The sequence below is a fragment of the Sphingomonas sp. GW821-FHT10F11 genome, assembly GCF_058809095.1.
The window spans coordinates 712,869-733,769 of sequence record NZ_JBXASH010000001.1 but is presented as its reverse complement, the minus strand read 5'-3'; the positions used below and the strand labels follow the sequence as shown (position 1 = coordinate 733,769).

Here is a 20,901-nt window from a genome sequence, read left to right as displayed (position 1 = left end):
CCAGGGGGCGCGGTGCGTTGCTGCCCCTGTCGACCACGCTTCGCCACCGTGCCGAAGGCGAAGGCGGCGTTGCCGTACCGCTTGCCGAAGCGCCGCCAGCCGGCATCAGCGGGTTCGAGAAACACCAACGGCAGCTGCTTGAACGCGCGGGCATGCCGCTCGACGATATCGACGGCATCGTGCCGCCCTTGCCCAAGGCGTGGCAATTCCTGTGCCTTGCCGAGATATCCAATTTCGCGGCGCTGCGCCGCCATCTCGGCCGGTCGCGCGCCGACCGGTTGCCCATCGACGTCAGCGACCGGATCGACGCCAGCCTGGCCGATGCCCGTATCTCGGTAGTCGGGCGCAATATCGTCGAGGTCGCCTTTGAAGGAGATTCGCTGACCGATCTCGCCGCCGCGCTCGGCTGCCTGACCGCCGATTTCGACCTGCCGCTCGATCTGGATGGCGAGCAGCACCGGCTTGAGATGCATTTCGGCGCCGCCGCCGCGCCGCTCGGCAATGCCGAGGATGTGCGCCTCGCCGAAGAAGCCGAAAGCGCGCTGGAGCAGGCACGGAGCGAGGCGCATGCCGTCATTCGCGACCTTTCCGCGGGGACGCCGGCTTTCGACCGGCTGACGCTGACCCGTGAGCTGCCGGGCGCGATCAAGAATGGCGAGATGTTCCTGCAATATCAGCCCAAGGTCCATGTCCGCCGCCAGGAGATCGCCAGCGCCGAAGCGCTGGTCCGCTGGCAGCATCCGACCCGCGGACTGATCCTGCCGGGAGACTTCATCACCGTCGCTGAAGAAGCGCGGGAAATTTCCGCACTGACCTTGTGGACGCTCGACCAGGTGATCTCCGACCAGCGGCTGCTCGCGGCGGACGGCAACGATCTGACCATCTTCATCAACATCTCGGGCCAGTTGCTCGCCGATGTGCGCTTCGTGAAGCTCGCCTGCGCCAAGGTGCGCGAGAGCGGCGCGCGGATCGGCTTCGAGATCACCGAAACATCCGTGATCCGCGATCCGCAGAGCGCGATCTTCAACCTCCAGGCCTTTGCCGATGTCGGCATCACCATCGCGATCGACGATTATGGCGCCGGCCTGTCCTCGCTGGCCTATCTGAAGCAGCTTCCGGCCAAGGAGCTGAAGATCGACAAGATGTTCGTGCTTCAGCTGACCAGCAGCAATCGCGATCCGCTGATCGTGCGCTCCACCATCGATCTGGCGCACGCGCTCGAGATGGAGGTCACCGCCGAGGGTGTCGAAACCCAGGCGGCGATGGCGCTGCTGAGCGTGATGGGCTGCGACATGGTGCAGGGCTATCTGATCAGCCGCCCGGTCTCGATCGACGCGTTCCGCCAGTTCCTGCGCGACGACAAGGCGCGCACGCCGGAAGACCCGGGCCATGCGATGTTCCGTCGCCCCGCCAGCTTCTGGAAAAGCGCCTGAAACGGCGCCGTCGCTGCTCCTTAGCGCGTATTTAACATGTCCCGTCCACAACGGCCCGAATGATGGGGCACACTCTTCGCACCTTGATGGCAGCGGCGCTGATCGCGCTGACGGGTCTTGGCGTGCCGGGTGCGGCGCAGGCCGCGCCGCAGGCGGCGGAGGCCGGTTCCCGCTTCGACTCCATGGTGGCCGATGCCAAGGCAATGATGCTGGTCGATCCCGGCAAGACGATCGACAAGGCCAAGGCGGCCGAAGCCGAGGCCCAGTCATTGCAGGGCCGCCAGCGCACCATCGCCGTCGCGACCGCGCAATGGCTCCAGGGCGAAGCCTATCTCCGCCTCAACGATCTCGACCATGCCCAGCCCTTGATCGACCGCGCTTATGCGGCGGTCGCCGGCGGCGGGACGCCGACCAAGCTCAATGGCGATATCCTGTTGTCACGTGGCGGCCTGCACACCGCCAAGGCCGATGTCGCGGCGGCGCTTGCCGACTATCAGGCGGCGCATGCGGTGTTCCGCGACCTGGGCGAGACGCGCAGCCGCGCGGTCGCGCTGCTGAGCATCGCGTTGCTCTATCAGGAGGCCAAGGATTACGAGAACGGCCTGCGCTATTCGAGCCAGGCGATGGAGGTCTATCGCGGCGATCCGTCGCTGCTGCTGGCGATCTACAATAATCGCGGCGTCTGCCTGAAGGAGCTTGGCCGCTTCGCCGAGGCCGAGAAACAGTTCACCGAGGCCCTGTCGCTCGCGCGGACGATGAAGAGCCCGGGCCGCGAGGTGCAGATCCTGCGCAACATCGTGCGTGCGCAGCTCGCCACCGACAATCTCGCTGCCGCGGATCGCACCATTGCCGACGTGGCGCGGGTTTCCAGCGGCGCCGGCATGCCGACCGACAGCCAGGATCTGGGTTTGGCGGCGCAGGCCGCGTTTCAGCATGGCGATCTCGGCCGGGCGACCGCGCTGATCAATCGCAGCTTCGCAGGCATCGACCTGCGTACCACCACGCTGGCGTTCCGTGAAGGTCATCAGACCGCTTACGACCTGTTCAAGAAAACGGGCGACGAGAAGCAGGCGCTGCTCCATCTAGAGGCGCTGAAGCGGCTCGACGACCAGACCTCGACGCTTGCCGCGTCGACCAACACCGCGCTTGCCGCCGCGCGCTTCGATTTCGCCAATCAGGAATTGAAGATCACGCGGCTTCAGGCGGCGGAAGCGCAGCGCAAATATGAGGCCGAACAGGCTCGTGCTCAGACCCAGCGGATCATCTTCATCGGTGCCGCGGTCGCCACGGCGATCATCGTTTCGATGCTCGGCTTCGGCCTCGTCACCATCCGGCGCAGCCGCAACGAGGTGCGCGCCGCGAACATCGATCTTGCCGCGACCAACAGCGCGCTCGCCAAGGCGCTGGCGGCGAAGACCGAGTTCCTCGCGACCACCAGCCACGAGATCCGCACGCCGCTCAACGGCATCCTCGGCATGACTCAGGTCATGCTGGCGGACAAGAAGCTCGGTGAGCCGATGCGCGACCGGATCGAGGTGGTGCACGGCGCGGGGCTCAGCATGCGCGCGCTGGTCGACGACATTCTCGACGTCGCCAAGATGGAAACCGGCAACATGACGATCGAGCGCGAGGCGTTCGACCTGAAGGGCACACTGCACGAGGTTTCGCGCATGTGGGAAGAGCAGGCGCGGGGCAAGGGAATCGACTTCACGCTGGATCTCGTCGACTGCCCGGAGCGAATCGAAGGCGATGCGGCGCGGTTGCGGCAGATCACCTTCAACCTGCTGTCCAACGCGCTGAAGTTCACCGAGAGCGGCTCTGTCCGCGTGCGCGCCTCCGCCCGTGACGAGGGCGATCAGCCGAGGCTGATGATCGAGGTGACCGACACCGGCATCGGCATCCCGGCGGACAAGCACGAGCTCATCTTCGAATCCTTCCGTCAGGTGGACGCCGGGACGACCCGCAAGTTCGGCGGCACCGGGCTTGGGCTCGCCATCTGCCGCAACCTCGCCCGAGCGATGGACGGCGACGTGACGGTGCGCAGCCAGATGGGCGAGGGCGCGGTCTTCACTCTCACATTGCCGCTGGTGCGCGCCGCCGCTGTGGAAGCGGCCGAAGAGCAACCCGAAGCCCGCGCGCTGATCATCCTCGATCGCAACCCGATCTCGCGAAGCATGCTGCGCGCCGTGCTCGAGGCGCGGGCGGGCGGCGTGCTGTTCGCCGGGGCGGTCGACGAAGCGATCGGACTGATGGCCGCGGGCGGCATATCCCGATTGCTCATCGACGACGCGACGCTGAAGGCGAGCGAGGATATGTCGGGTGCGGTGCAGGCGCTGGCGGCGGCGGCGAAGGAAGCGCGCGTCGTCTCGGCCCTGCTCTGGCCGGCACCGAGCGACGACCAGCGGGTGGAATTCCTTGCGGCGGGGCTCGATATCGTAATCGCCAAGCCGATCGCCGGCGCGGCGTTGGCCGAATTGCTTTTCCCGTTGGATAAAAGCGACACGGACAACGACAGCCATCTTGTAACGCGCGCGGCATGATCAGATAGAGACATCCGATATGGTTCCATTTCACCACCAAGCGGCTAGCGCCCCGGCATTCAGGCCATGAACATCCTCTTCATCGAGGATGATCCGATGAATCGGCGGGTCGTGAAGGACATGCTCGACGTGGCCGGTGCGTCCATGGTTGGCGCCGAGAGCGGCGAGATCGGTCTGCAACTGATCGAAGAGCAGGATTTCGATTTGATTCTGGTCGACCTCCGCATGCCCGGCATGGATGGGCTGGAGGCGATTCGGCACATCCGCGGCCGCTCGGATGCAAAGGGCAAGCTGCCGATCATCGTCGTGACCGCCGATACCGCGATCGACCTGCGCGAGCGCTGCCTCAGCGACGGCGCTGACGAAGTGCTGTTCAAGCCGGTCGCGATGGATTCCTTGTTCGATGCGATCGGGCGGATGCTCGCCCGCGGTTCGGGCGAAGGCATGATCGGCTAATCAGCCTTGCGCAGGCGGCATGCGTTTTAGCGCATCCGCCAGCGATGCCGTGGCACTGCCGCGCCGGGCCGGCCGAGGCTGGGATGGGGCGGGGGCCCACCCCGTCAGAAAGACGATCTCGAAACGTTCCGTCATGCGGCCATCCGCGTCGGCCTGCGCCGCGAAGGCGTCAGCGGCGCGGGCGAGCGTGTCGCGGCGGAGCGGGGTGCGTCCGATCAGTAGATTGGTAGCGGCCATGCCGCGCAGGTCTCCCAACAGGCGTCCGAGGCTGGCGTAGCGCACGTTCAGCGATTCCACATCGGCGACAGGCAGCGCGAATCCGGCCCGGACGAGCAGGTCGCCGGCTGAGCGCACGTCGATCTGCGGATGGATGCGGGCGGCCGGGCGGTCCCGCTCGGCCTCGCGCAGGGCGGCGCGCAGGGTCGAGAGGGTGCCCGCGCCGGTGAAGGCGGCGAGGAACAGGCCGTCGGGCCTCAGCGTGCGACGGATCAGGCTGAGCGCGCCGGGCAGGTCATTGACGCTGTCGAGCACGCCGGCGGAGACGACCAGGTCGAACGATGCATCCGCGAAGGGCAAGCGATCCTCGTCGGCTTGAATATCGCCCGCAAAAGCGAGGCCCGCGTCGCAGCGGAGGATGCGCGCACCGGGCGGCGGCAGGAACGCGCCGTTGAAGCAGCCGAGGTCGAGCACATCCTCGAACCCGCGCGTGACCGCCCCCAGCCGCTCCTGGATGCCATCGAGCATCGCCGCGCGCAGGAAATCATGTTCGGCGAAAGCGGCGACGGCGCGGTCGCGCCGGGTGCGTCGGGCGGCACGGTCGAAGATGTCGGGTGCGTTCACGGAGCGGCTTGTGCCGCCGGACGGGTGGCGCGACAAGGGGGACGTGCAGCGGTTTCTCGCTCCCCTTCGTGTCGCCGCCAATCTCGCGCTGCCGCCGCGATGCCCCGGCTGTGGTGCGGTGACCGGGGAGGATCATCGCTTTTGCGCCGCCTGCTGGGGCGAATTGCGCTTTCTGGGTCCGCCCTGGTGCGCTGCCTGCCATGCGCCCTTCTCCTATGATCGTGGAGCGGGGGCCTTGTGCGGCGCCTGCCATCAGCAGCCGCCGCGCCATGCCGGCGTGCGCGCCGCCGTCGCATATGGCGATGTCGCCCGCACCGTCGCGCTTCGCCTCAAATATGGCGGGCGCACCGCCTTTGCCGAGACGGTCGCGCGGCAAATGGCGCGGCTGATGCCGGACGGCGCCGATCTGCTCGTGCCCGTTCCGCTCCATCGCTGGCGCATCTGGTCGAGGGGCTTCAACCAGGCGGCGCTGATCGCCCGCGCGCTGACCCGCGCCACCGGCGTGGCGAACGATCCCCTGCTGCTTCGCCGCACGCGCGCTACGCCGCCGCTGCGCGGGATAGGTGCGCGGGGCAGGGCGAAGGTGGTTGCGGGTGCCTTCCGCGTCGGCCCGGCCGCACGCGCGGCGCTGAAGGGCAAGGCGGTGGTGCTGATCGACGATATCCACACCAGCGGCGCGACCAGTGACGCCTGCACGCGCGTGCTGCTCCAGGCAGGTGTGGCCAGCGTCACCATTCTCTGCTGGGCGCGGGTGCTCGATCCGGCAGCCGACGATTGAGTGGGCGACGATTGACAAGCGGCGGGGGCGCCCACATTTCAGAATCATGGCAAAGATCGAAATCTACACCAAGGCCTTCTGCCCCTATTGCACGCGGGCGATGCGGTTGCTCGGCAGCAAGGGCGTCGAGGTCGAGGAGTTCGACATCACCATGGGCGGGCCGAAGCGCGCCGAGATGCTGCAGCGGGCGAACGGTCGCAGCACCGTCCCGCAGATCTTCATCGACGGAAAGCATGTCGGCGGATCGGACGACCTCGCCGCGCTCGAATGCGAGGGCAAGCTCGACGCCCTGCTCGCCGCATGAGGATCGCGGTTCTCCAGATGACGACGGGGATCGACCCTGCCGCCAATGCCCGCGCCCTTACCGATGCGATCGGCGATGCGGCGAAGGGCGGGGCGGCGATGCTGTTCACGCCAGAAATGTCCGGCCTGCTCGACAGCGACCGCAAGCGGGCGGCGGTCAATCTCCATCCCGAGGCTGATGATCCGGTCCTGGCGGCCGTGCGCGCGGCGGCGGTCGAACAGGGTATCTGGGTTCATCTCGGCTCGCTTGCGGTGCGCGGCGACGACGGCAAGCTGGCCAATCGCGCTTATGTGATCGACCCTGCGGGCAATATCCGGGCGCGCTACGACAAGCTGCATTTGTTCGACGTCGACCTGCCCACCGGCGAGAGCTGGCGGGAATCGGCCTCCTATACGCCCGGCAGCGGTGCCGTGGTGGTCGATACGCCGGTCGGGCAGGTCGGGCTCGCGATCTGCTACGACATGCGCTTCCCGGACCTGTTCCGGGCGCTGAGCGATGCCGGGGCGACCATCCTTGCGGTACCGGCTGCCTTCACCCGGCCGACCGGGGCGGCGCACTGGCACATATTGCTGCGCGCCCGGGCAATCGAGGCGGCGGCCTTCGTCGTCGCGGCGGCGCAGACGGGCGTTCACGAGGACGGCCGTGCAACTTATGGCCATTCGCTGGTGATCGATCCCTGGGGCGAGGTGTTGCTCGACATGGGCGAGGAAGCCGGCCTCGGTTTCGCCGAGATCGATCCCGCGCGTACCGCCGATGTCCGCGCGCGAATCCCGGTGCTGGCGCATCGCCGCGCGATCCCGGCGGTCGAGACCGCGTCATGATCGTGTTCGACCTGCGCTGCTCGCGCGCTCATGTATTCGAGGCATGGTTCGGCTCGAGCGGCGCGTTCGAGGATCAGCGTGCACGCGGGCTGCTGTCCTGCCCATTCTGCGGGGATAGCGATGTCGGCAAGGCGGTGATGGCACCGAACATTCCGGCCAAGGGCAACCGGCAGAGCGCTCCGACCGTCCCCAACGAGACGCTGTCACCCGAGGTGATGAAGGCTGCGATCCGCGCGCTTGCCGAGGCCCAGGCCAGGGCGCTCGAGAAATCCGAATGGGTGGGCAGGGCCTTTGCCGACCGCGCCCGTGCGATGCATGCCGGCGAAACCGATCACGCACCGATCCACGGCGAGGCGACGGCGGGAGAGGCCAAGGCACTGGCCGATGAAGGCGTGGCGGTCGCGCCGTTGCCGTTTCCGGTGGTGCCGCCCGAAGTGATCAACTAAATCGCATCGACATTCGATCGCTGGCGCTGAGCGTCCGGCATATTCAAGGCTGAGAAAAAGCGGGGCGGTGTCCAGAGAGCTCCGTCCGATTTCACCCTGCCACAGACGGCCGTCACGTTGAATCGATGCGCGACGCCCATTGCTGAATGGCGCCCCATTCTATTCCGGCAATTGATCTGGATGATGATTGGACCCCTGCGCCCGATTGACCGTCGAAGGGCCAATCTCTACGACCCGGCTCGCGCCCCCGTAGCTCAGCAGGATAGAGCGACGGTTTCCTAAACCGCAGGCCGGTGGTTCGAGTCCACTCGGGGGCACCAGCACCGCCTGCGCGGGTGGTGCCACCGGAGTGGCCCGTAGGTCGCTTACGCCTTGACGTGCGCCGCGATGTACTTGTTCATTTCGAACATGGTGCAGGATTTGCGGCCGAACACCTTTTCCAGCTTCGCGTCGGCGAGGATCTCGCGCTTGTTCGCGGGGTTCTGGAGGTTGTTCGACTTGATGTAATCCCACACCTTGCTGATGACCTGGCTGCGCGGCAGCTTGTCGTTGCCGACGATCGCGCCCAGCTCGGGAGACGGCTGCACCGGCGCATGGATGCCGCCGGTCTTGGGAGCTGCCGTGGGTGTCTTCGCCATAAATTGTCCTTCCTGATGTGTCGTTCATGTCGACATCGGTTTCACGCCTGTTTCAGCGTGCCACGCTTGTGCGCCGCCTTTTTGGGATTGTCACGCCTTACAGTGGCCAATCCCCCTCCGTAGTGGCGGATATCGGGTGGTTTTCGACGGAGATGCGACGATCGGTGCCGTTTCCGGAGGGGAGACAAGGAAAAACCCCCTCTTCCAGATGGAAGAGGGGGTGATTCTTTCGACGTGCAGCGCGGCTCAGAAGCTCTTGCGCAGCGTCGCGCCGTACATGCGGGGCTGGTTCGGATAGCCGCTATAGCTGCCGTCCTGTGCCACTGTCGGGAAGGTCGAGATCAGCGAATTGTCCTTGGTCAGGTTGCGGACCCAGAACATCAGCTCGAGCTGCGACGCGCTGCTGGTGAAGCCGAGGCTGGCATTGACCTGCTGCGAGCCATAGGTCGACAGGTTCGGCGGGGTCGTCTCGGTGAGCTGGAAATCGCTCATATAGTTGAACTCGCCGCGCAGATAGGCGCCGATGCCGCCGAAATCATGCGACAGGGTCGCCGAGGTGGAGAAGCTCCATTCCGGAATGCCCGCCGGCTTCTGGCCGGAAAGATCGCGGAACGCGGGGCGCAGGCCTGTTGCCGGGTTCACCGGGCAGCGTACCGTATCATAGTTCACGCAGGCCGCGCCGGTGAAGGAATCATATTTCGGATCGAGATAGGTGACCGCGCCGGTCAGCGCGAGCGCCGAAACCGGGCTGTAGGCCGCATCAACCTCGAAGCCGCGGACCGATTCCTTGCCGGCATTGACCAGGCTGTAGCCGAGGCCGGTAAAGGCGTTGGACTGGAAGCCCTTGATCGACTGCTTGAACACCGCGAGGTTGAAATAGCCGCCGCGGAACTTGGCCTTGGCGCCAGCTTCATAGACGGTGACTTCTTCCGGATTGGCCGAGCGGCCGACGCCGTTCAGTGGCGGGCGGCTGTCCGACGACAGGTTGACCGCGCTCGCCTTCCAGCCGGTCGAATAGCTGGCATAGACGTTCACGAAATCCAGGTCGTAAGCGATGCGCGCCGCATAGGTGACCTTGTCGCCCTCGAAGATGCCTGATTCATTGGCATTCGGGTAATTGACCGGGCCATGGTTCGGCGTGTTGGCGTAGAAGAACTGGAGCGCGTTGAGGGCGAACGGGTTCGTCCCCGCCGGCGACACCGGGCAGGGTGCCGAACCAGCCCCTGGCAGCGATGGTCCGAGGGTACCGCTGAACAGATTGACCGGCACGCGCCCGCCGGTCGATGCCGGATTGAAGCCCTTTTGCAGGAGGCAGCCGGAGATCGAGGCTGGAAGGGCGGCAAACGGGATGGCAGCGAAAGCGGCCTGGTTCGACAGGTTCAGCGCCGCGAATTTGTCGTTCATCACGACGTTCGACACCACTTTCTTGCGATCGTTCAGATAGGCGAGGCCGCCCGTGATCGTCAGGCGATCGGTGACCTTGAAATCCGCCTGCCCGAACAGCGAGTAGGAGCGTTGTTTCATCTTGTAATTGTCGGCGATGCCCTGACCGGCGCCGAAATAGGTGCTACCCGGAACGACGCCGGGAGTGCCGACTGCTGCCTGGAGCGATTCCAGCGCGAAGAGCAGTCCCTGTGATCCACCCGTAAGGGCGTTGACGAAGGCCCGCGCATCCTTGCCGAAGCGGATGTCGCGGCCGGTATCGAGCTTCTCGTCCTGGTAGAAGCCGCCGACCAGCCAGCTGAACGGTCCGTCGCCGGTCGAGGCCAGGCGGAATTCCTGGGTGAAGGTCTTGGCGTTGTTCGACGTCACGTTGTTGGCGATATCGGCGGCGGTGAAGTCGATGTCCTGGTTGGACTGGTTGATCTGGTTGCGATAGGCGGTGATCGAGGTCAGCTTCGCGAAGCCGAAATTCCAGTCGACCTGACCGGATATGCCCTTGCCGAGCACGCGGTTGTACGGATCGGTGTTGAAGATGACGTTGCGGTCGAAGATCTTGGTGGTGTCCGAAACGGCAAAGCCGATAGCCTTGATCGCCTGGGTCGCCGGACCGTTGAACACCGAGGTGACGCCGCAGCACACTTCCTTGATCAGATTGTAATCGGCGATGACCCGGATCGAGAAGTCCGACGACGGCTCGAACAGCACGTCGCCGCGCACCGACCAGCGGTGGCGATCGTTGACGCCGCTGCCGGTGGTCAGGTTCTTGAAATAGCCGTCGCGCTCGTTGAGGCTGCCGGACAGGCGGAAGGCGAGGGTGTCGGTGAGCGGGCCGGTGATCGTCGCCTTGGTCTGCATCAGGCTGTAATTGCCGACGCTGATCTCGGCCTTGCCGCCCCAGTCGAACGACGGACGCTTGGTGACGATGCTGATCGCGCCCGCCGACACGTTCTTGCCGAACAGGGTCGATTGGGGCCCGCGCAGCACTTCGACACGCTCGACCTCGGGAAGATCGTCCAGGGCCGATGCCGATCGCGAGCGGTACACGCCGTCGATGAACACGCCGACCGAGCTTTCGATACCGTCATTGCCGTTGCCGTTGCCGAAGCCGCGGATGATGAAGTTGGTCTGGCCGGCCGCGTTGAACTGCGCGACCTTGAGCGACGGCACGACCGACTGGAGATCGATCAGGTCGCGGATCTGCGCCTTCTCGATCGTCGCCACGCTGGTGACCGACACCGAGATCGGCACGTCCTGCAGAGTCTGTTCGCGCTTGGTAGCGGTGACGATGATGTCATCGCTGTCGGTGGCGTCGGCCTCATCCTGAGCGGTGGTGGCCGGGGCGGGAGTCTCTTGCGCCAGCGCTGGCGCGGCGTAGAGCAGCGCGATAGCCGATGCTGCGAGCAATTCGAATTTCTTCATGATGATATCCCCTCTTGGCCAGCTCGTGGGTCTTATGCCAACTGAGCATCGTTCGTAATCCAGGTATGCTAATTCTGCGTCCACCTGAATCACCCGTCAATGCCGGAATCGTAGGAAAACAGCGGGGTTGCACAGTTGTTGCCCAAATGAGACAGTTTCGAAATCGAACTGAACTGTCCCAATGCGAGGTTGCCGTAACGTCAGGTTCGAATAAGGCCTAATGAAATGAGTATGGAAGATCGGCCTGGCGGGCCAGAAAATGGCGACCTCGTCGCCGAAACACCGAAAATCCCGGTGCCGGACGAAGTAGCGGAGGCCGTGCGGACGCTGATCCGCTGGTCCGGCGACGATCCGAGCCGCGAAGGATTGCGCGATACGCCGCAGCGCGTCGCGCGCGCGTGGAAGGAATATTGCTCGGGGTACGCCGACAATCCTGCCCATCATCTGTCGCGCATCTTCGAGGAGGTTGGCGGTTACGACGAGATCGTGCTGCTCAAGGACATCCCGTTCCAGTCGCATTGCGAGCATCACATGGCGCCGATCATCGGCAAGGCGCACATCGCGTACCTGCCGGGCAATTATGTCGTCGGCATCTCCAAGCTGGCGCGCGTGCTCCATGCGTTCGCCCGCCGCCTTCAGGTGCAGGAAAGGCTGACCGCCGAGGTCGCCGACTGCATCTGGGAGAATCTCAAGCCGGTCGGCGTCGCGGTGGTGATCGAGGCGAGCCATGCCTGCATGACCGCGCGGGGCGTGCGCACCCCGGGCGTCTCGATGGTGACCAGCCGGATGATGGGCGTGTTCCGAGAGGACGATCGCAGCCGCAAGGAAGTGCTCGCGCTGATGGGCTATTGAGGCGCCGTGAGCGAGGCTGACCGCACCGTATTGGTCACCGGCGCGCCGCGGCGGATCGGCGCGGCGATCGCGCGGCATCTCGGCGCGCGGGGCTGGCGGGTCGCGATCCACCATCATCATTCGCCCGAGGTGGCCGAGGCGCTGGCCGCCGAGCTGCCCGGGGCGTGTGCGCTGACCGGCGACCTCGCCTTGCCGGAAACGCCCGCGCTGCTGGTGCGGCAGGCGCGCGAGGCGTTCGGCGGGCCGCTCGTGGCGCTGGTCAACAACGCCTCGCTGTTCGCCTTTGACCGGCCGCCGCTCGCCGAGCCGGGGATGCTGCGCGATCATATGGCGGTGAACCTCGACGCGCCGGCGCTGCTCGCTTCGGCGCTGGCGGCGCAGGAGGACCTGGCGCACGGCGCGGTGGTCAATATCCTCGACCAGAAGATCGCGAACCTGAACCCGGATTTCTTCTCGTACAGCTGCGGCAAGATCGCGCTGGCCGGCGCGACCAGGATGCTCGCCCAGGCGCTTGGGCCGCGCATCCGGGTCAATGCCGTGTCGCCGGGGCTGTCGCTGCCGAGCCTGGACCAGAGCGACGCCGAATTCCGCGCGGTGGCAGCCGAGAATCTGCTGCGGCGGCCGGTGGAGGTGACGGCGATCGCCGAGGCGGTCGATTTCCTGCTGACGGCACGCGGCATCACCGGGCAGAACCTGTTCGTGGACAATGGCCAGCATTTCCTGCCGCGCGACAGCGACGTGATGTTCGAGACGCGTCGACATGGCTGAGGGCGTGCGCTTCACCACCATCCTGGAGGGGCTGGAACTGGTCATGGGCCTTGGCATCCATGCCGAGGAACTGGCCGGGCCGCAGCGGGTGATCGTGAACGTGCGGATGGAGGTCGACTATCCCGCACCGCCCTCCGACGACCGGATCGAACAAGTGCTCGATTACGACTTCGTCCGCGAGGATATCCGCGCACTGGTCGCGGGGCGGCATTTCCACTTGCAGGAGACGCTGTGCGAGGCGATTGCGGGCTTGTGTCTCGCGGATGCCCGCGTCGTGTGCGTAACGGTGCGGTCGATGAAGCCGGATATCTATCCGGATGCGGCGGTCGGGTGCGAAATCGTGCGGAGCAGGGGCGCAGCGGCCCAGTAACGCCCACGAAACGGTGTTGGGAAATGTCGTGGAGTGCGCGAGACCGCCAAGCATTCGCCGATTTATGCGACCCACTTGCGAGAGGGGCGAATCCGAGCGGTTCTTGGCGGCTGCGCGGCTATTATTGAAGGGCGGCATTGCGGATCTAGCCCAATACCGTGCTGACGCAGATGCGCCGGTGGATTGGCATTGCGCGGCTACTGCGCGAGTTTTTGAATATTTCAGCAAGGGGTATCGGATTTTCTCGCGGCTTTACTTGGGCTCTCATGGTGTGCTGCTCCTGTCGATCCCCGCTGAACGCGGGGGCGATAGTTCAGCACGGACGGAGGCCTGGTTGAATCGCGGCGGGGTCCGGACGAGTCTTCCCGCCGGATCGCGCTGATCCGGCGGGTGTCGAATATGGCCGGTCAGCCCGCCTGGTCGCCTGTGGGCATGCCCGCCGGGTTCATCCAGACCAGTTCGAAGATATGGCCGTCGGGATCCTCGATGGTGCGATTGTACATGAAACCAAGGTCCATCGGATCGCGGAGATCGGCGGCGCCGCCAGCCTTCGCCGCCGTCCCGGCGAGCGCATCGACATCCTCGCGGCTATCGCGTGACAGGCAGAGCAGTACCTCGGTGCTCGCCCTGGCATCGGCGACGGGTCTGGGCGTGAAGGTCGCGAAATAATCGCGGGCCAGCAGCATGAAGGTGATGGTGTCGGACCAGACCATGCTGGAGGCGGTCTCGCCGCTGAACTGCTCGTTCTTCACGCAACCGATCGCCTCGTAGAAACGGGTAGCGGCGGCGAGATCGGTCACCGGCAGGTTCACGAAAATCATGTCGCGCATTGGTGCTTTCCTTTCATGAGGCAGGGTGCCTCTGATCCTGCGTCGAACGGGGGCGGGCGATTTCGACAAGCGGGTGAAAATTATTTTCAAGCGCGGTTCTGGACTTCGATTTGCGATCGGCCGGGCGCCGCCATATCATGGCGGCGGCATGACGATCTTCGCTCTCCATCTCGCGACGGCGTTCCCGTTGGCCTGACCGGCCAGCCGAACCGACCTTTGTCGCCCTGATCGACGTTCCGTGCCGAGGCGCGGGCGCGATGCTTTGTTCGAGAGTTTTCCATGACCGATGATCCCATGCGCTCGCTGAGCGCCGACACCATCCGTGCCTTCATCGCCGACGGCTTCGTCCGCATCGACCATGCTTTCCCCATGGAACTGGCGGAGGAAGCGCGCGCGCTTCTGTGGCGCGACACAGGCTGCGATCCGGACGACCCGTCGACCTGGACCCGGCCGGTGATCCGGCTCGGCCATTATGGCCAGCCCCCGTTCCGCGCGGCCGCCAACACGCCCGTCCTGCACCGCGCGTTCGACCAGCTCGTCGGGCCGGGCCGCTGGCTGCCGCAAGGGGCGCTCGGCACTTTCCCGGTGCGCTTTCCGTCACCGGACGACCCCGGGGATGCGGGCTGGCACATCGATGTCAGCTTCGGAACCGAGCATCCCGATTTCATGGAGTGGCGCGCCAATGTGGCGAGCAGGGGGCGGGCGCTGCTGATGCTGTTCCTGTTCTCCGATGTCGGCGAGAAGGATGCGCCGACGCGGATCCGGGTGGGGTCGCACCGCGACATCGCACGGCAATTGGCGCCGGCGGGCGAGGCGGGGCTGACCTTGCGGGAGCTGGCGGCGGACGGCTTCGCCGGATCGGCCGGGCGGCCCGAGGCGGTGGCGACCGGCGAGGCGGGAACGGTGTATCTCTGCCATCCGTTCCTCGTCCACTCGGCACAGCCGCATCATGGGACCCGTCCGCGCTTCATGGCGCAACCGCCGCTGCTCCCGGCCGAGCCATTGTCGCTGCGGCGGGAGGATGGCGACTACAGCCCGGTCGAAATCGCGATACGGGAGGCAACCGCGCTTCCCTGATTGCCGACCAGCTTGCAAGGGGGCGGGCCGTCGGCTGACAGTGCTGTCGAAAGCCTGCCGGCGGCGTGCCGATTCCAGGTTGGCTTCTGTTTAATTACGTGGAGTGAAGTGCGCCCCTGGTGTCATCGAGATTCCACCGAGATTCCCATCGGATCGCGCAGATCGGCCGCGCCGCCGGTCTCTGTCGCAGCAAGGGCGTCGACCTCCGCGCGGCTGTCGCGCGAAAGACAGAGCAGCACCTCCGTGCTCGCCCTGGCGTCGGCGGCTGGCCTTGGCGCGAAGATGGCCGGTGACCCTTAGTCGTTCGACAATTCACCCCAGCCGCCTCTTCCAGCATCTCGGAGAGTTCCTTTGCACGGACGAACGCCTACCATGGATCCAAGATATCGCCGCCGATAGACCGCAATGGTGCGCCAAGCGCTTCCGCGATCTTCCGCCGCGTCTCAGGCCGCCCTGCATCCGAGCCAACCTTTTCGATCCGCGCGATCGCCGCCTGAGTCACCCCGACCTTCTCGGCAAGCTGCGCCTGACTCATGTTGCGATAGCCGCGCCAAGCCACGATCGGCCGGACCCCACTCCGGACCCGGATAGAAACCTCTTTGGGAATTGCCCCCTCAGCATCGATGCTCGCCCGCCCATTGATCGCGGCCGCCAGATCGTCGGCATCCTCCTGCGCCTCGAGTAGAGCGTTGTATTCCGCCTCGGTGATGATCACGAGGCGCTCGCCTCCCGGCGCGGTGATGAACTGTGGATCCAGTTTCATATCATGCCCTCCTTGGCATCAATCATAGATCTCGCGGCGGTGGCCTATGGCGAGGATATCGAGGACGTTCATGTCCTCATCGAAGATGACCCGGTAGTCGCCTACACGCAGGCGCAGGACCGGGGTACCGCGAAGCTGCTTCACGTTATTGCCGAGGCTGGCCGGATCCGCTGCGTACTGCTCGATCTTCGCTTCGATGAGCGCGGCCTGCTTTGCACCCATCTTTGCAAGGACGGCATCGGCTTTGATGCTGTAGCGGATCGTCTTCACGCCCTAGGTATAACGAATAACAACAAAGTATCAACAACAAATAACAATGATTGACCCTGGGTCGGCACGACACGCCGATGCAGATTCGGCTGAGGTCGCAGCGCCGCCGTCAAAGCCGGTCGACGGGGGCTCCGATGAAGCGGGCGACCCGCCTATCCGGCGGCCTTCGGGGCGCTTCGTTTCACGACCGCGGGCGCGAAGGCCACGTCGCCGGTTGGCGAGACGGTGAATCGATACGCCTCGTTCATGAACTTCTTGCCCGAATGGGTGAAGGCCAGGACGCGCTCGCCATCGGTGCGGACATGAGCGATGCCGAAATTGGTGCGTTCGAACGCGAAGACCTTTTCCGTCGCCTTTTTCGGGCGGGGGACATAGCCGAGCGTCTTGAAAAAGGCCGCCAGCTCCGTGCAGAAAATGATCGCCGGGGTGGTGCGCGATGCCTTGCCGAGCGCCGCCATCAAGGTCGCGCGCGGATGGATATATTCCTTGGCCTCGCTCTCGTCCCCGGAGGAGATCAGCGACACGACCGCGCCGACTTCCTTCAGGAACTCCATGTCGAAATCGGCGGAGCCGTGATGCGGCGCCTTGAGGATCTCCGACCGCAGGGCCGCGGCCGGCATCGCCTCGCGCATGCGCTGGCTGGCTTCCTGGTTCATGTCGCCGGTGAAGAAGAAGCGCACATTGCCGAAGCGCAGCCGGAAGTTGATCGAATGCCCGTTGATCGTGTGGGACGCCGACAGGCTCCCCTTCTTCGCCGCGGGCTGAGTCCCCAGCATCAGGTTCGCGTCGTCCTTCGGCGCGCGCAGGAAGCGGAGCGCCGGCTTTCCGGCGACGGTTTCACTGATCGGGCCGAGCAGCTCGACGCTGATCGCTTCGTCCGCCAGGAAATCGAAGGCGCCCGTGCTGAGATGATCGAGTCGGCGCCGCTCGATGGGGTGGCCGGTAGCCGCCTGCACGCGCGGTTCCCATGCCGCGAGGGTCGCAACCCATTCGTCAAAGGGCTCGTTGCGTTCGGCCTGGGGCACTGACGCCGGATCGTCGACCAGCCCGGTGATGAAGGTCTCCGTGCCGACCTTGACGGTGGCGCCGAACATCTCGCTTTCCTTGCGAGCCTTTTTGGCGGCGTCCTTGCCCGGACGCTTGACGATGCCGTTGTGATAGACCCGTTTCGGCGCAACGAAGATGCGCTTGTCGGGGCGGGTGTCGGTCTCCGACTTGCGGAACTCGCTCAGCCCTTCGAAATGATCGGCGTCGCCATGCGTGATGAGCATCAGGTCCACGACCAGCGGATCGGCCTCGGTGGTGTTGCGGAAACGGGCATTGGCATGGCGGGCGAACAATTGATTGTCGCCGCCGTCGATGAACATCACCTTGCCCTTCGGCGTCTCGAGGATGAGGCCGTCGCCCTGCTGCACATCGACCATCGACAGCCGCAGGATGCCGGTATCGCGGAGGTTGGTGCCGGGGTCGATCATGCCTTCATCGATCTTGCCGCGCACACCGTGGATCGCGACACGCATGCCGGCGGGCGTCGATGAGAGGATCTCGCACTGATCGCCCCAATAATATTGGCCCTCGGTGCCATTGGCGCGGCGCAGATTGACGATGTCGTCGTCGAGATATTTGAACATGATCGGCCTCCCGGCGCGCATCTGATATCGTGGCGGCGTGACGGATCGGTGTCGCGTCCCTGAGTCGCGCCCCTGAGTCGCGAGTGTCTCGTCGCAGGTGGCGTGTCGGGGGTATATCGCGATGCCGTGGTTTGCCGTAGCCGGGAAAGAGCCGGAATGGGCACAAAACCCCGGCGGCACCTCCTTTTTCGGATATTGCTTACGGAGGTGCCGCGCCGAGCGTCAGCCCGGCATAGTTTCCCTTGCCGCCTCATCGATCAGCGCCGAGACCTCGGCGGGTTTCGAGGCGAGCGATGCGTGACTTGCCGCCAGCGTGATGATCTTGCGCACGCCGAGCCGCGCCGCCATCCGCGCCTCGTTCTCCGGTGCGATCATCCGGTCCTCGCTGGAAATCTGATACCAGGCTTCTTCTTCCAGGCCGGCGCCGTAATCGTATCGCCAAAGGTGGTGGCGAGCGGTGCCTTTTGAGTCACGGCCATCGCCAGCCCTTCGTCCGGGGGCAGGTCCTGGCAGAAGCTTTCGTGGAATTTTTCGGGTTTTATCCACAGATATCCGTCGCTGTCGGGCGCGAGATTGGGGGCGCCGACGGGCAGATGATTCCGCCCGGGCTTTCTCCGGCATCGGGCGCGAAGGCCGCGATATAGACGAGGCCGATCACATTGGGCAGATCGCCGGCCTGGGTGATGACGGCGCCTCCGTAGGAATGCCCCACGAGCAGAACCGGCCCGTCCTGCTGCGCAACCATCTTGCGGGTGCGCTCGGCATCATCGACAAGCGAGGTAAGCGGTATCTCCACGGCGTGGACGGACCCGTATCCCTTGCGGGACAGTTGGACGATCACCTTGCTCCAGTGCGCGGCGCCTCCCCAGAAGCCATGGACCAGGACGATGGTGGTTTGTCTGTCATTCCCTTGCTCCTCTTGTGTGACGGATCAGATAGCCGTTGTGCTCAAGGATCGACCGGCGGTCTGAGGGCCTGCCGCGGACCATGAATAGTCGGGCAGCGCGCCCGGCGCGATTGCAACGATCACCCGAAATGGAGGTGGCCGGGCATGCCATGGATCGCGCCTGATAGGGAAGCGCGCGCGTGATTGTGGTCCCGGATCCGACAGGGGTAGCACAAGGCGGCTTCACACCTGTTCCCGGCTGCTGGTTCTTTTAAGTATAGCGTCCCTGAATTAGAGTGGATCATCGAGATTCTCACCGGGATTCGATTGCTTGTACGGGTTTGCCGGATCAGTCATGCTCCAGCGGCGATTTCAGGGGGAATCACTATGATCGGGCGTTTAGCTGTCGTTGCCATGTGCCTGGCGACCCCTGTTGCCGCGCAGCCCCAGGAGCGCCCCGCGCTGGATAAATGGGGGTTGTCAGGCCGGGACTGGCTGGAGCTCGAAGGCCCCGTATTACGCAAGCGGATCGATGTCGTCGCGCGCCGCGCCGAGATCGAGCAGGCGGCGGCGGCGGGGGATATCGACGCGATGACTATCGCGGCGGGCGCCCTGAACGACACGAGCTGGGGGGCGCCCGATCATGCGCGCGCCTTTGCACTTGCGTCCAGGGCAGCGGAGGGCGGGTCGCCCAGGGCGATGGTCATCCTGGCAAACCTGCTGAATTCGGGCGTTGGAACGAAAGCCGACCCGAAGCTCGGCTTTGCCTGGGCCTCCCGGGCGGCCGATCGGGGCATGCCGATGGCCGAATTTGTGATCGCGTCCGCTTATTGGAACGGAACGGGGGTCGAGAAAAATCCCGCCACCGCCTTTGCGTTCATGAAGCAAGCCGCTGAAGCCGGCGACCCCAACGGCATGTTCTGGTACGGCGCCTGGCTCGACGATGCGACGATGGGGACGTCGGATCGAGCCGCCTCCACCGCCTGGATCGGCAAAGCGGCCGGGACGGGATTGCAGGACGGCGTTTATTATTACGGATTGCGCCTTCGGCGCGGATGGGGGATCGCCGCGGATCCATCGGGTGCGGCGGCGTGGTTTTCCCGCGGCGCGGCCGCCGGCGATCAGCGTGCGTCGTTCCAGCTTGCCATCATGCTGTCCGATCCGACATCGGGCATCCCGCAGGATCCAGGCCGCGCCAGCATGCTCTACAAGAAAATCACCGACGATCCGAACGCGCCGCCCGATCTGGTGCCGAGCGCCTGGTTCAATATGGGCGTCGTCGCGCAGAATGCGGGGGATCATGCGCTCGCGCGGGGGCTATATGTCGAGGCGCAGCGGCGCGGCATGGGCGAAGCAGCCGCGGCCATCGCCACGCTCGATCAGTATTTCGCGCAGCAACGGCAACTCGCCGAGGAGCAGCGTCTGGCGGAGCAGCGCCGGGCCGTGGCCGAACAGCGCGCGGCGGCGGCCGATCGTGCCGCTGCCATCGCTCAACTGGCGCGTTCGGGCGGCCCCGGCGCGCCTGCGACAAGCGACGTCCTGACCGTGCTGGCGCGCTCGTCGGCGCGCTATGTCGGCGGATCGACCACGGGCACACCCGGCGAGGTCGCGTTCCCGTCGCCCTTCGGGGGCATCCAGCATTATGACCGCCGCGCCCTCTCCAACCTGGCATGCGTCAAGCTTGCAGTGGGCTCGTACCGGTGCAGCTATGACCTGACGAAGCAGCAGGTCGGCGCCAGCGACAGCTTCTGGGGGCAGATGGTCGCGCTGGGGAATGCCATGATGGGTCAGAACGGCACCAATCATTGGACGAACGTCTTTACCAAGGCGAAGGGTGGCGGCTGGACCTCCCACCAGGTCGATACCGACAACATTGCCTTTGCACAGGCACAGGCGCGGGCGGCTGCTCAGCAGCGCGCGACCGCTCAGTCATCGTCTCCCCCGTGTGTGGTCGTCGGCGGCGCCGTGCCGACCTATGGCGGTGGCATGATCAACGGGCTGGCATGGGATTCCTCGATACGCACGCCCTGCTGAGGCCGGGTAAAGATGGGACAATATACTTGAGTCAATTAAGTATAGCGTCCCGAATCTCTCCTAGACCGAAGACGGCGCGCTGATCGGGATGACCTATACCGGCATCCGCCACGGGCCGCCGGATGTGATGGCGCGGATCGCGAAGGGGGAGGCGGTCGACCCGGGGAGCTATTATTTCCGGACCAGCGCGAGCTTCACCACGTCGGATGCGCGGTATGAGTGGCTCAATCGGGTGCTTGCGGTGGGGATCGGGCACCGGGTTGCGACGGGGCCGATCTATAGTTTGTTCGAGGTGCTTTGAG

Annotated in this window: 22 protein-coding genes, 1 tRNA gene and 1 pseudogene; 15 read left to right on the top strand and 9 right to left on the bottom strand. The window is 65.3% G+C overall.

Annotated features, from left to right (window positions below):
• Positions 1-17: 17 nt before the first annotated feature.
• From AC1RT8_RS03575 to AC1RT8_RS03565, 3 genes are all read left to right on the top strand, one after another.
• Positions 18-1,433, top strand: coding sequence for an EAL domain-containing protein (locus AC1RT8_RS03575; protein ID WP_493074204.1), 1,416 nt, complete (start codon positions 18-20; stop codon positions 1,431-1,433).
• 62 nt (positions 1,434-1,495) lie between these two features.
• A complete protein-coding gene (locus AC1RT8_RS03570) occupies positions 1,496-3,973 on the top strand; it encodes an ATP-binding protein (RefSeq protein WP_493074203.1) in 2,478 nt (825 codons plus the stop codon).
• 66 nt (positions 3,974-4,039) lie between these two features.
• The gene (locus AC1RT8_RS03565) at positions 4,040-4,429 is read left to right on the top strand and encodes a response regulator (protein WP_493074202.1); all 390 of its coding nucleotides are present in this window, start codon (positions 4,040-4,042) and stop codon (positions 4,427-4,429) included.
• Here AC1RT8_RS03565 and AC1RT8_RS03560 read toward each other — a convergent pair whose 3' ends face one another.
• Positions 4,430-5,269: a class I SAM-dependent methyltransferase gene (locus AC1RT8_RS03560; RefSeq protein ID WP_493074201.1), complete on the bottom strand. Its 840-nt coding sequence runs from the start codon at positions 5,267-5,269 to the stop codon at positions 4,430-4,432.
• A gap of 43 nt (positions 5,270-5,312) precedes the next feature.
• Here AC1RT8_RS03560 and AC1RT8_RS03555 point away from each other — a divergent pair, with 43 nt between their 5' ends.
• The 5 genes from AC1RT8_RS03555 (at position 5,313) to AC1RT8_RS03535 (ending at position 7,938) form a co-directional block, all read left to right on the top strand.
• The gene (locus AC1RT8_RS03555; protein ID WP_493074200.1) at positions 5,313-6,047 is read left to right on the top strand and encodes a ComFC family protein; all 735 of its coding nucleotides are present in this window, start codon (positions 5,313-5,315) and stop codon (positions 6,045-6,047) included.
• Between the two features lie 46 nt (positions 6,048-6,093).
• On the top strand, positions 6,094-6,351 hold the full coding sequence (gene grxC, locus AC1RT8_RS03550; protein WP_493074199.1) for a glutaredoxin 3: 258 nt from the start codon (positions 6,094-6,096) through the stop codon (positions 6,349-6,351).
• Positions 6,348-7,172 carry a carbon-nitrogen hydrolase family protein gene (locus AC1RT8_RS03545; protein WP_493074198.1) on the top strand — a complete coding sequence of 275 codons (825 nt, stop codon included), beginning with the start codon at positions 6,348-6,350 and terminating at the stop codon, positions 7,170-7,172. The genes grxC and AC1RT8_RS03545 overlap by 4 nt, the downstream gene beginning before the upstream one ends.
• The gene (locus AC1RT8_RS03540) at positions 7,169-7,618 is read left to right on the top strand and encodes a DUF1178 family protein (RefSeq protein WP_493074197.1); all 450 of its coding nucleotides are present in this window, start codon (positions 7,169-7,171) and stop codon (positions 7,616-7,618) included. The genes AC1RT8_RS03545 and AC1RT8_RS03540 overlap by 4 nt, the downstream gene beginning before the upstream one ends.
• Before the next feature lie 243 nt (positions 7,619-7,861).
• Positions 7,862-7,938: transfer RNA gene (locus AC1RT8_RS03535), tRNA-Arg, on the top strand.
• Between the two features lie 45 nt (positions 7,939-7,983).
• Here AC1RT8_RS03535 and AC1RT8_RS03530 read toward each other — a convergent pair.
• Both AC1RT8_RS03530 and AC1RT8_RS03525 read right to left on the bottom strand, forming a co-directional pair.
• The gene (locus AC1RT8_RS03530) at positions 7,984-8,256 is read right to left on the bottom strand and encodes an SWIB/MDM2 domain-containing protein (RefSeq protein WP_493074196.1); all 273 of its coding nucleotides are present in this window, start codon (positions 8,254-8,256) and stop codon (positions 7,984-7,986) included.
• Positions 8,257-8,502: 246 nt separating this feature from the next.
• A complete protein-coding gene (locus tag AC1RT8_RS03525; RefSeq protein WP_493074195.1) occupies positions 8,503-11,118 on the bottom strand; it encodes a TonB-dependent receptor in 2,616 nt (871 codons plus the stop codon).
• 231 nt (positions 11,119-11,349) lie between these two features.
• On the opposite strand from AC1RT8_RS03525, the gene folE reads away from it, so the two are divergent.
• The 3 genes from folE to AC1RT8_RS03510 are packed head-to-tail and all read left to right on the top strand — an operon-like array spanning position 11,350 to position 13,108.
• Positions 11,350-11,970, top strand: coding sequence for a GTP cyclohydrolase I FolE (gene folE, locus AC1RT8_RS03520; RefSeq protein WP_493074672.1), 621 nt, complete (start codon positions 11,350-11,352; stop codon positions 11,968-11,970).
• 6 nt (positions 11,971-11,976) lie between these two features.
• Positions 11,977-12,738, top strand: a complete 762-nt coding sequence (locus AC1RT8_RS03515; protein ID WP_493074194.1) for an SDR family oxidoreductase — start codon at positions 11,977-11,979, stop codon at positions 12,736-12,738.
• Positions 12,731-13,108: a dihydroneopterin aldolase gene (locus AC1RT8_RS03510; RefSeq protein ID WP_493074193.1), complete on the top strand. Its 378-nt coding sequence runs from the start codon at positions 12,731-12,733 to the stop codon at positions 13,106-13,108. Before AC1RT8_RS03515 ends, AC1RT8_RS03510 begins: the two co-directional genes overlap by 8 nt.
• A gap of 407 nt (positions 13,109-13,515) precedes the next feature.
• Here the strand turns inward: AC1RT8_RS03510 and AC1RT8_RS03505 are convergent, their stop codons facing one another.
• Positions 13,516-13,938, bottom strand: coding sequence for a VOC family protein (locus AC1RT8_RS03505; protein WP_493074192.1), 423 nt, complete (start codon positions 13,936-13,938; stop codon positions 13,516-13,518).
• 25 nt (positions 13,939-13,963) lie between these two features.
• On the opposite strand from AC1RT8_RS03505, the gene AC1RT8_RS03500 reads away from it, so the two are divergent.
• Both AC1RT8_RS03500 and AC1RT8_RS03495 read left to right on the top strand, forming a co-directional pair.
• The gene (locus AC1RT8_RS03500) at positions 13,964-14,134 is read left to right on the top strand and encodes a hypothetical protein (protein WP_493074191.1); all 171 of its coding nucleotides are present in this window, start codon (positions 13,964-13,966) and stop codon (positions 14,132-14,134) included.
• 83 nt (positions 14,135-14,217) lie between these two features.
• Positions 14,218-15,015 (top strand): phytanoyl-CoA dioxygenase family protein, encoded by a 798-nt coding sequence (locus tag AC1RT8_RS03495; protein WP_493074190.1) that lies wholly within the window; start codon positions 14,218-14,220, stop codon positions 15,013-15,015.
• A 367-nt stretch (positions 15,016-15,382) separates the two neighbouring features.
• Here AC1RT8_RS03495 and AC1RT8_RS03490 read toward each other — a convergent pair whose 3' ends face one another.
• The 5 genes from AC1RT8_RS03490 to AC1RT8_RS03470 all read right to left on the bottom strand — a co-directional run bounded on the left by AC1RT8_RS03490 (position 15,383) and on the right by AC1RT8_RS03470 (position 18,562).
• The gene (locus AC1RT8_RS03490) at positions 15,383-15,730 is read right to left on the bottom strand and encodes a helix-turn-helix transcriptional regulator (RefSeq protein ID WP_493074189.1); all 348 of its coding nucleotides are present in this window, start codon (positions 15,728-15,730) and stop codon (positions 15,383-15,385) included.
• Between the two features lie 66 nt (positions 15,731-15,796).
• The gene (locus tag AC1RT8_RS03485) at positions 15,797-16,048 is read right to left on the bottom strand and encodes a type II toxin-antitoxin system RelE family toxin (RefSeq protein WP_493074188.1); all 252 of its coding nucleotides are present in this window, start codon (positions 16,046-16,048) and stop codon (positions 15,797-15,799) included.
• Between the two features lie 152 nt (positions 16,049-16,200).
• On the bottom strand, positions 16,201-17,679 hold the full coding sequence (locus tag AC1RT8_RS03480; RefSeq protein ID WP_493074187.1) for a ComEC/Rec2 family competence protein: 1,479 nt from the start codon (positions 17,677-17,679) through the stop codon (positions 16,201-16,203).
• A gap of 222 nt (positions 17,680-17,901) precedes the next feature.
• The gene (locus AC1RT8_RS03475; RefSeq protein WP_493074186.1) at positions 17,902-18,054 is read right to left on the bottom strand and encodes a hypothetical protein; all 153 of its coding nucleotides are present in this window, start codon (positions 18,052-18,054) and stop codon (positions 17,902-17,904) included.
• A gap of 163 nt (positions 18,055-18,217) precedes the next feature.
• A complete protein-coding gene (locus tag AC1RT8_RS03470) occupies positions 18,218-18,562 on the bottom strand; it encodes an alpha/beta hydrolase (RefSeq protein WP_493074670.1) in 345 nt (114 codons plus the stop codon).
• Between the two features lie 390 nt (positions 18,563-18,952).
• Between AC1RT8_RS03470 and AC1RT8_RS03465 the strand changes: the two genes are divergently transcribed.
• Positions 18,953-20,599, top strand: coding sequence for a tetratricopeptide repeat protein (locus AC1RT8_RS03465; protein WP_493074185.1), 1,647 nt, complete (start codon positions 18,953-18,955; stop codon positions 20,597-20,599).
• A 76-nt stretch (positions 20,600-20,675) separates the two neighbouring features.
• Positions 20,676-20,900, top strand: a pseudogene (locus tag AC1RT8_RS03460) (DUF3237 domain-containing protein); the annotation flags it as partial.
• Between the last annotated feature and the right edge of the window lies 1 nt (position 20,901).

Coding starts and splice junctions, on each gene's coding strand:
- AC1RT8_RS03570 (WP_493074203.1), top strand. CDS start 1,496: ATGGGGCACACTCTTCGCACCTTGATGGCAGCGGCGCTGATCGCGCTG.
- AC1RT8_RS03565 (WP_493074202.1), top strand. CDS start 4,040: ATGAACATCCTCTTCATCGAGGATGATCCGATGAATCGGCGGGTCGTG.
- grxC (WP_493074199.1), top strand. CDS start 6,094: ATGGCAAAGATCGAAATCTACACCAAGGCCTTCTGCCCCTATTGCACG.
- AC1RT8_RS03545 (WP_493074198.1), top strand. CDS start 6,348: ATGAGGATCGCGGTTCTCCAGATGACGACGGGGATCGACCCTGCCGCC.
- AC1RT8_RS03540 (WP_493074197.1), top strand. CDS start 7,169: ATGATCGTGTTCGACCTGCGCTGCTCGCGCGCTCATGTATTCGAGGCA.
- AC1RT8_RS03530 (WP_493074196.1), bottom strand. CDS start 8,256: ATGGCGAAGACACCCACGGCAGCTCCCAAGACCGGCGGCATCCATGCG.
- AC1RT8_RS03525 (WP_493074195.1), bottom strand. CDS start 11,118: ATGAAGAAATTCGAATTGCTCGCAGCATCGGCTATCGCGCTGCTCTAC.
- folE (WP_493074672.1), top strand. CDS start 11,350: ATGGAAGATCGGCCTGGCGGGCCAGAAAATGGCGACCTCGTCGCCGAA.
- AC1RT8_RS03510 (WP_493074193.1), top strand. CDS start 12,731: ATGGCTGAGGGCGTGCGCTTCACCACCATCCTGGAGGGGCTGGAACTG.
- AC1RT8_RS03505 (WP_493074192.1), bottom strand. CDS start 13,938: ATGCGCGACATGATTTTCGTGAACCTGCCGGTGACCGATCTCGCCGCC.
- AC1RT8_RS03495 (WP_493074190.1), top strand. CDS start 14,218: ATGACCGATGATCCCATGCGCTCGCTGAGCGCCGACACCATCCGTGCC.
- AC1RT8_RS03480 (WP_493074187.1), bottom strand. CDS start 17,679: ATGTTCAAATATCTCGACGACGACATCGTCAATCTGCGCCGCGCCAAT.
- AC1RT8_RS03475 (WP_493074186.1), bottom strand. CDS start 18,054: ATGATCGCACCGGAGAACGAGGCGCGGATGGCGGCGCGGCTCGGCGTG.
- AC1RT8_RS03465 (WP_493074185.1), top strand. CDS start 18,953: ATGATCGGGCGTTTAGCTGTCGTTGCCATGTGCCTGGCGACCCCTGTT.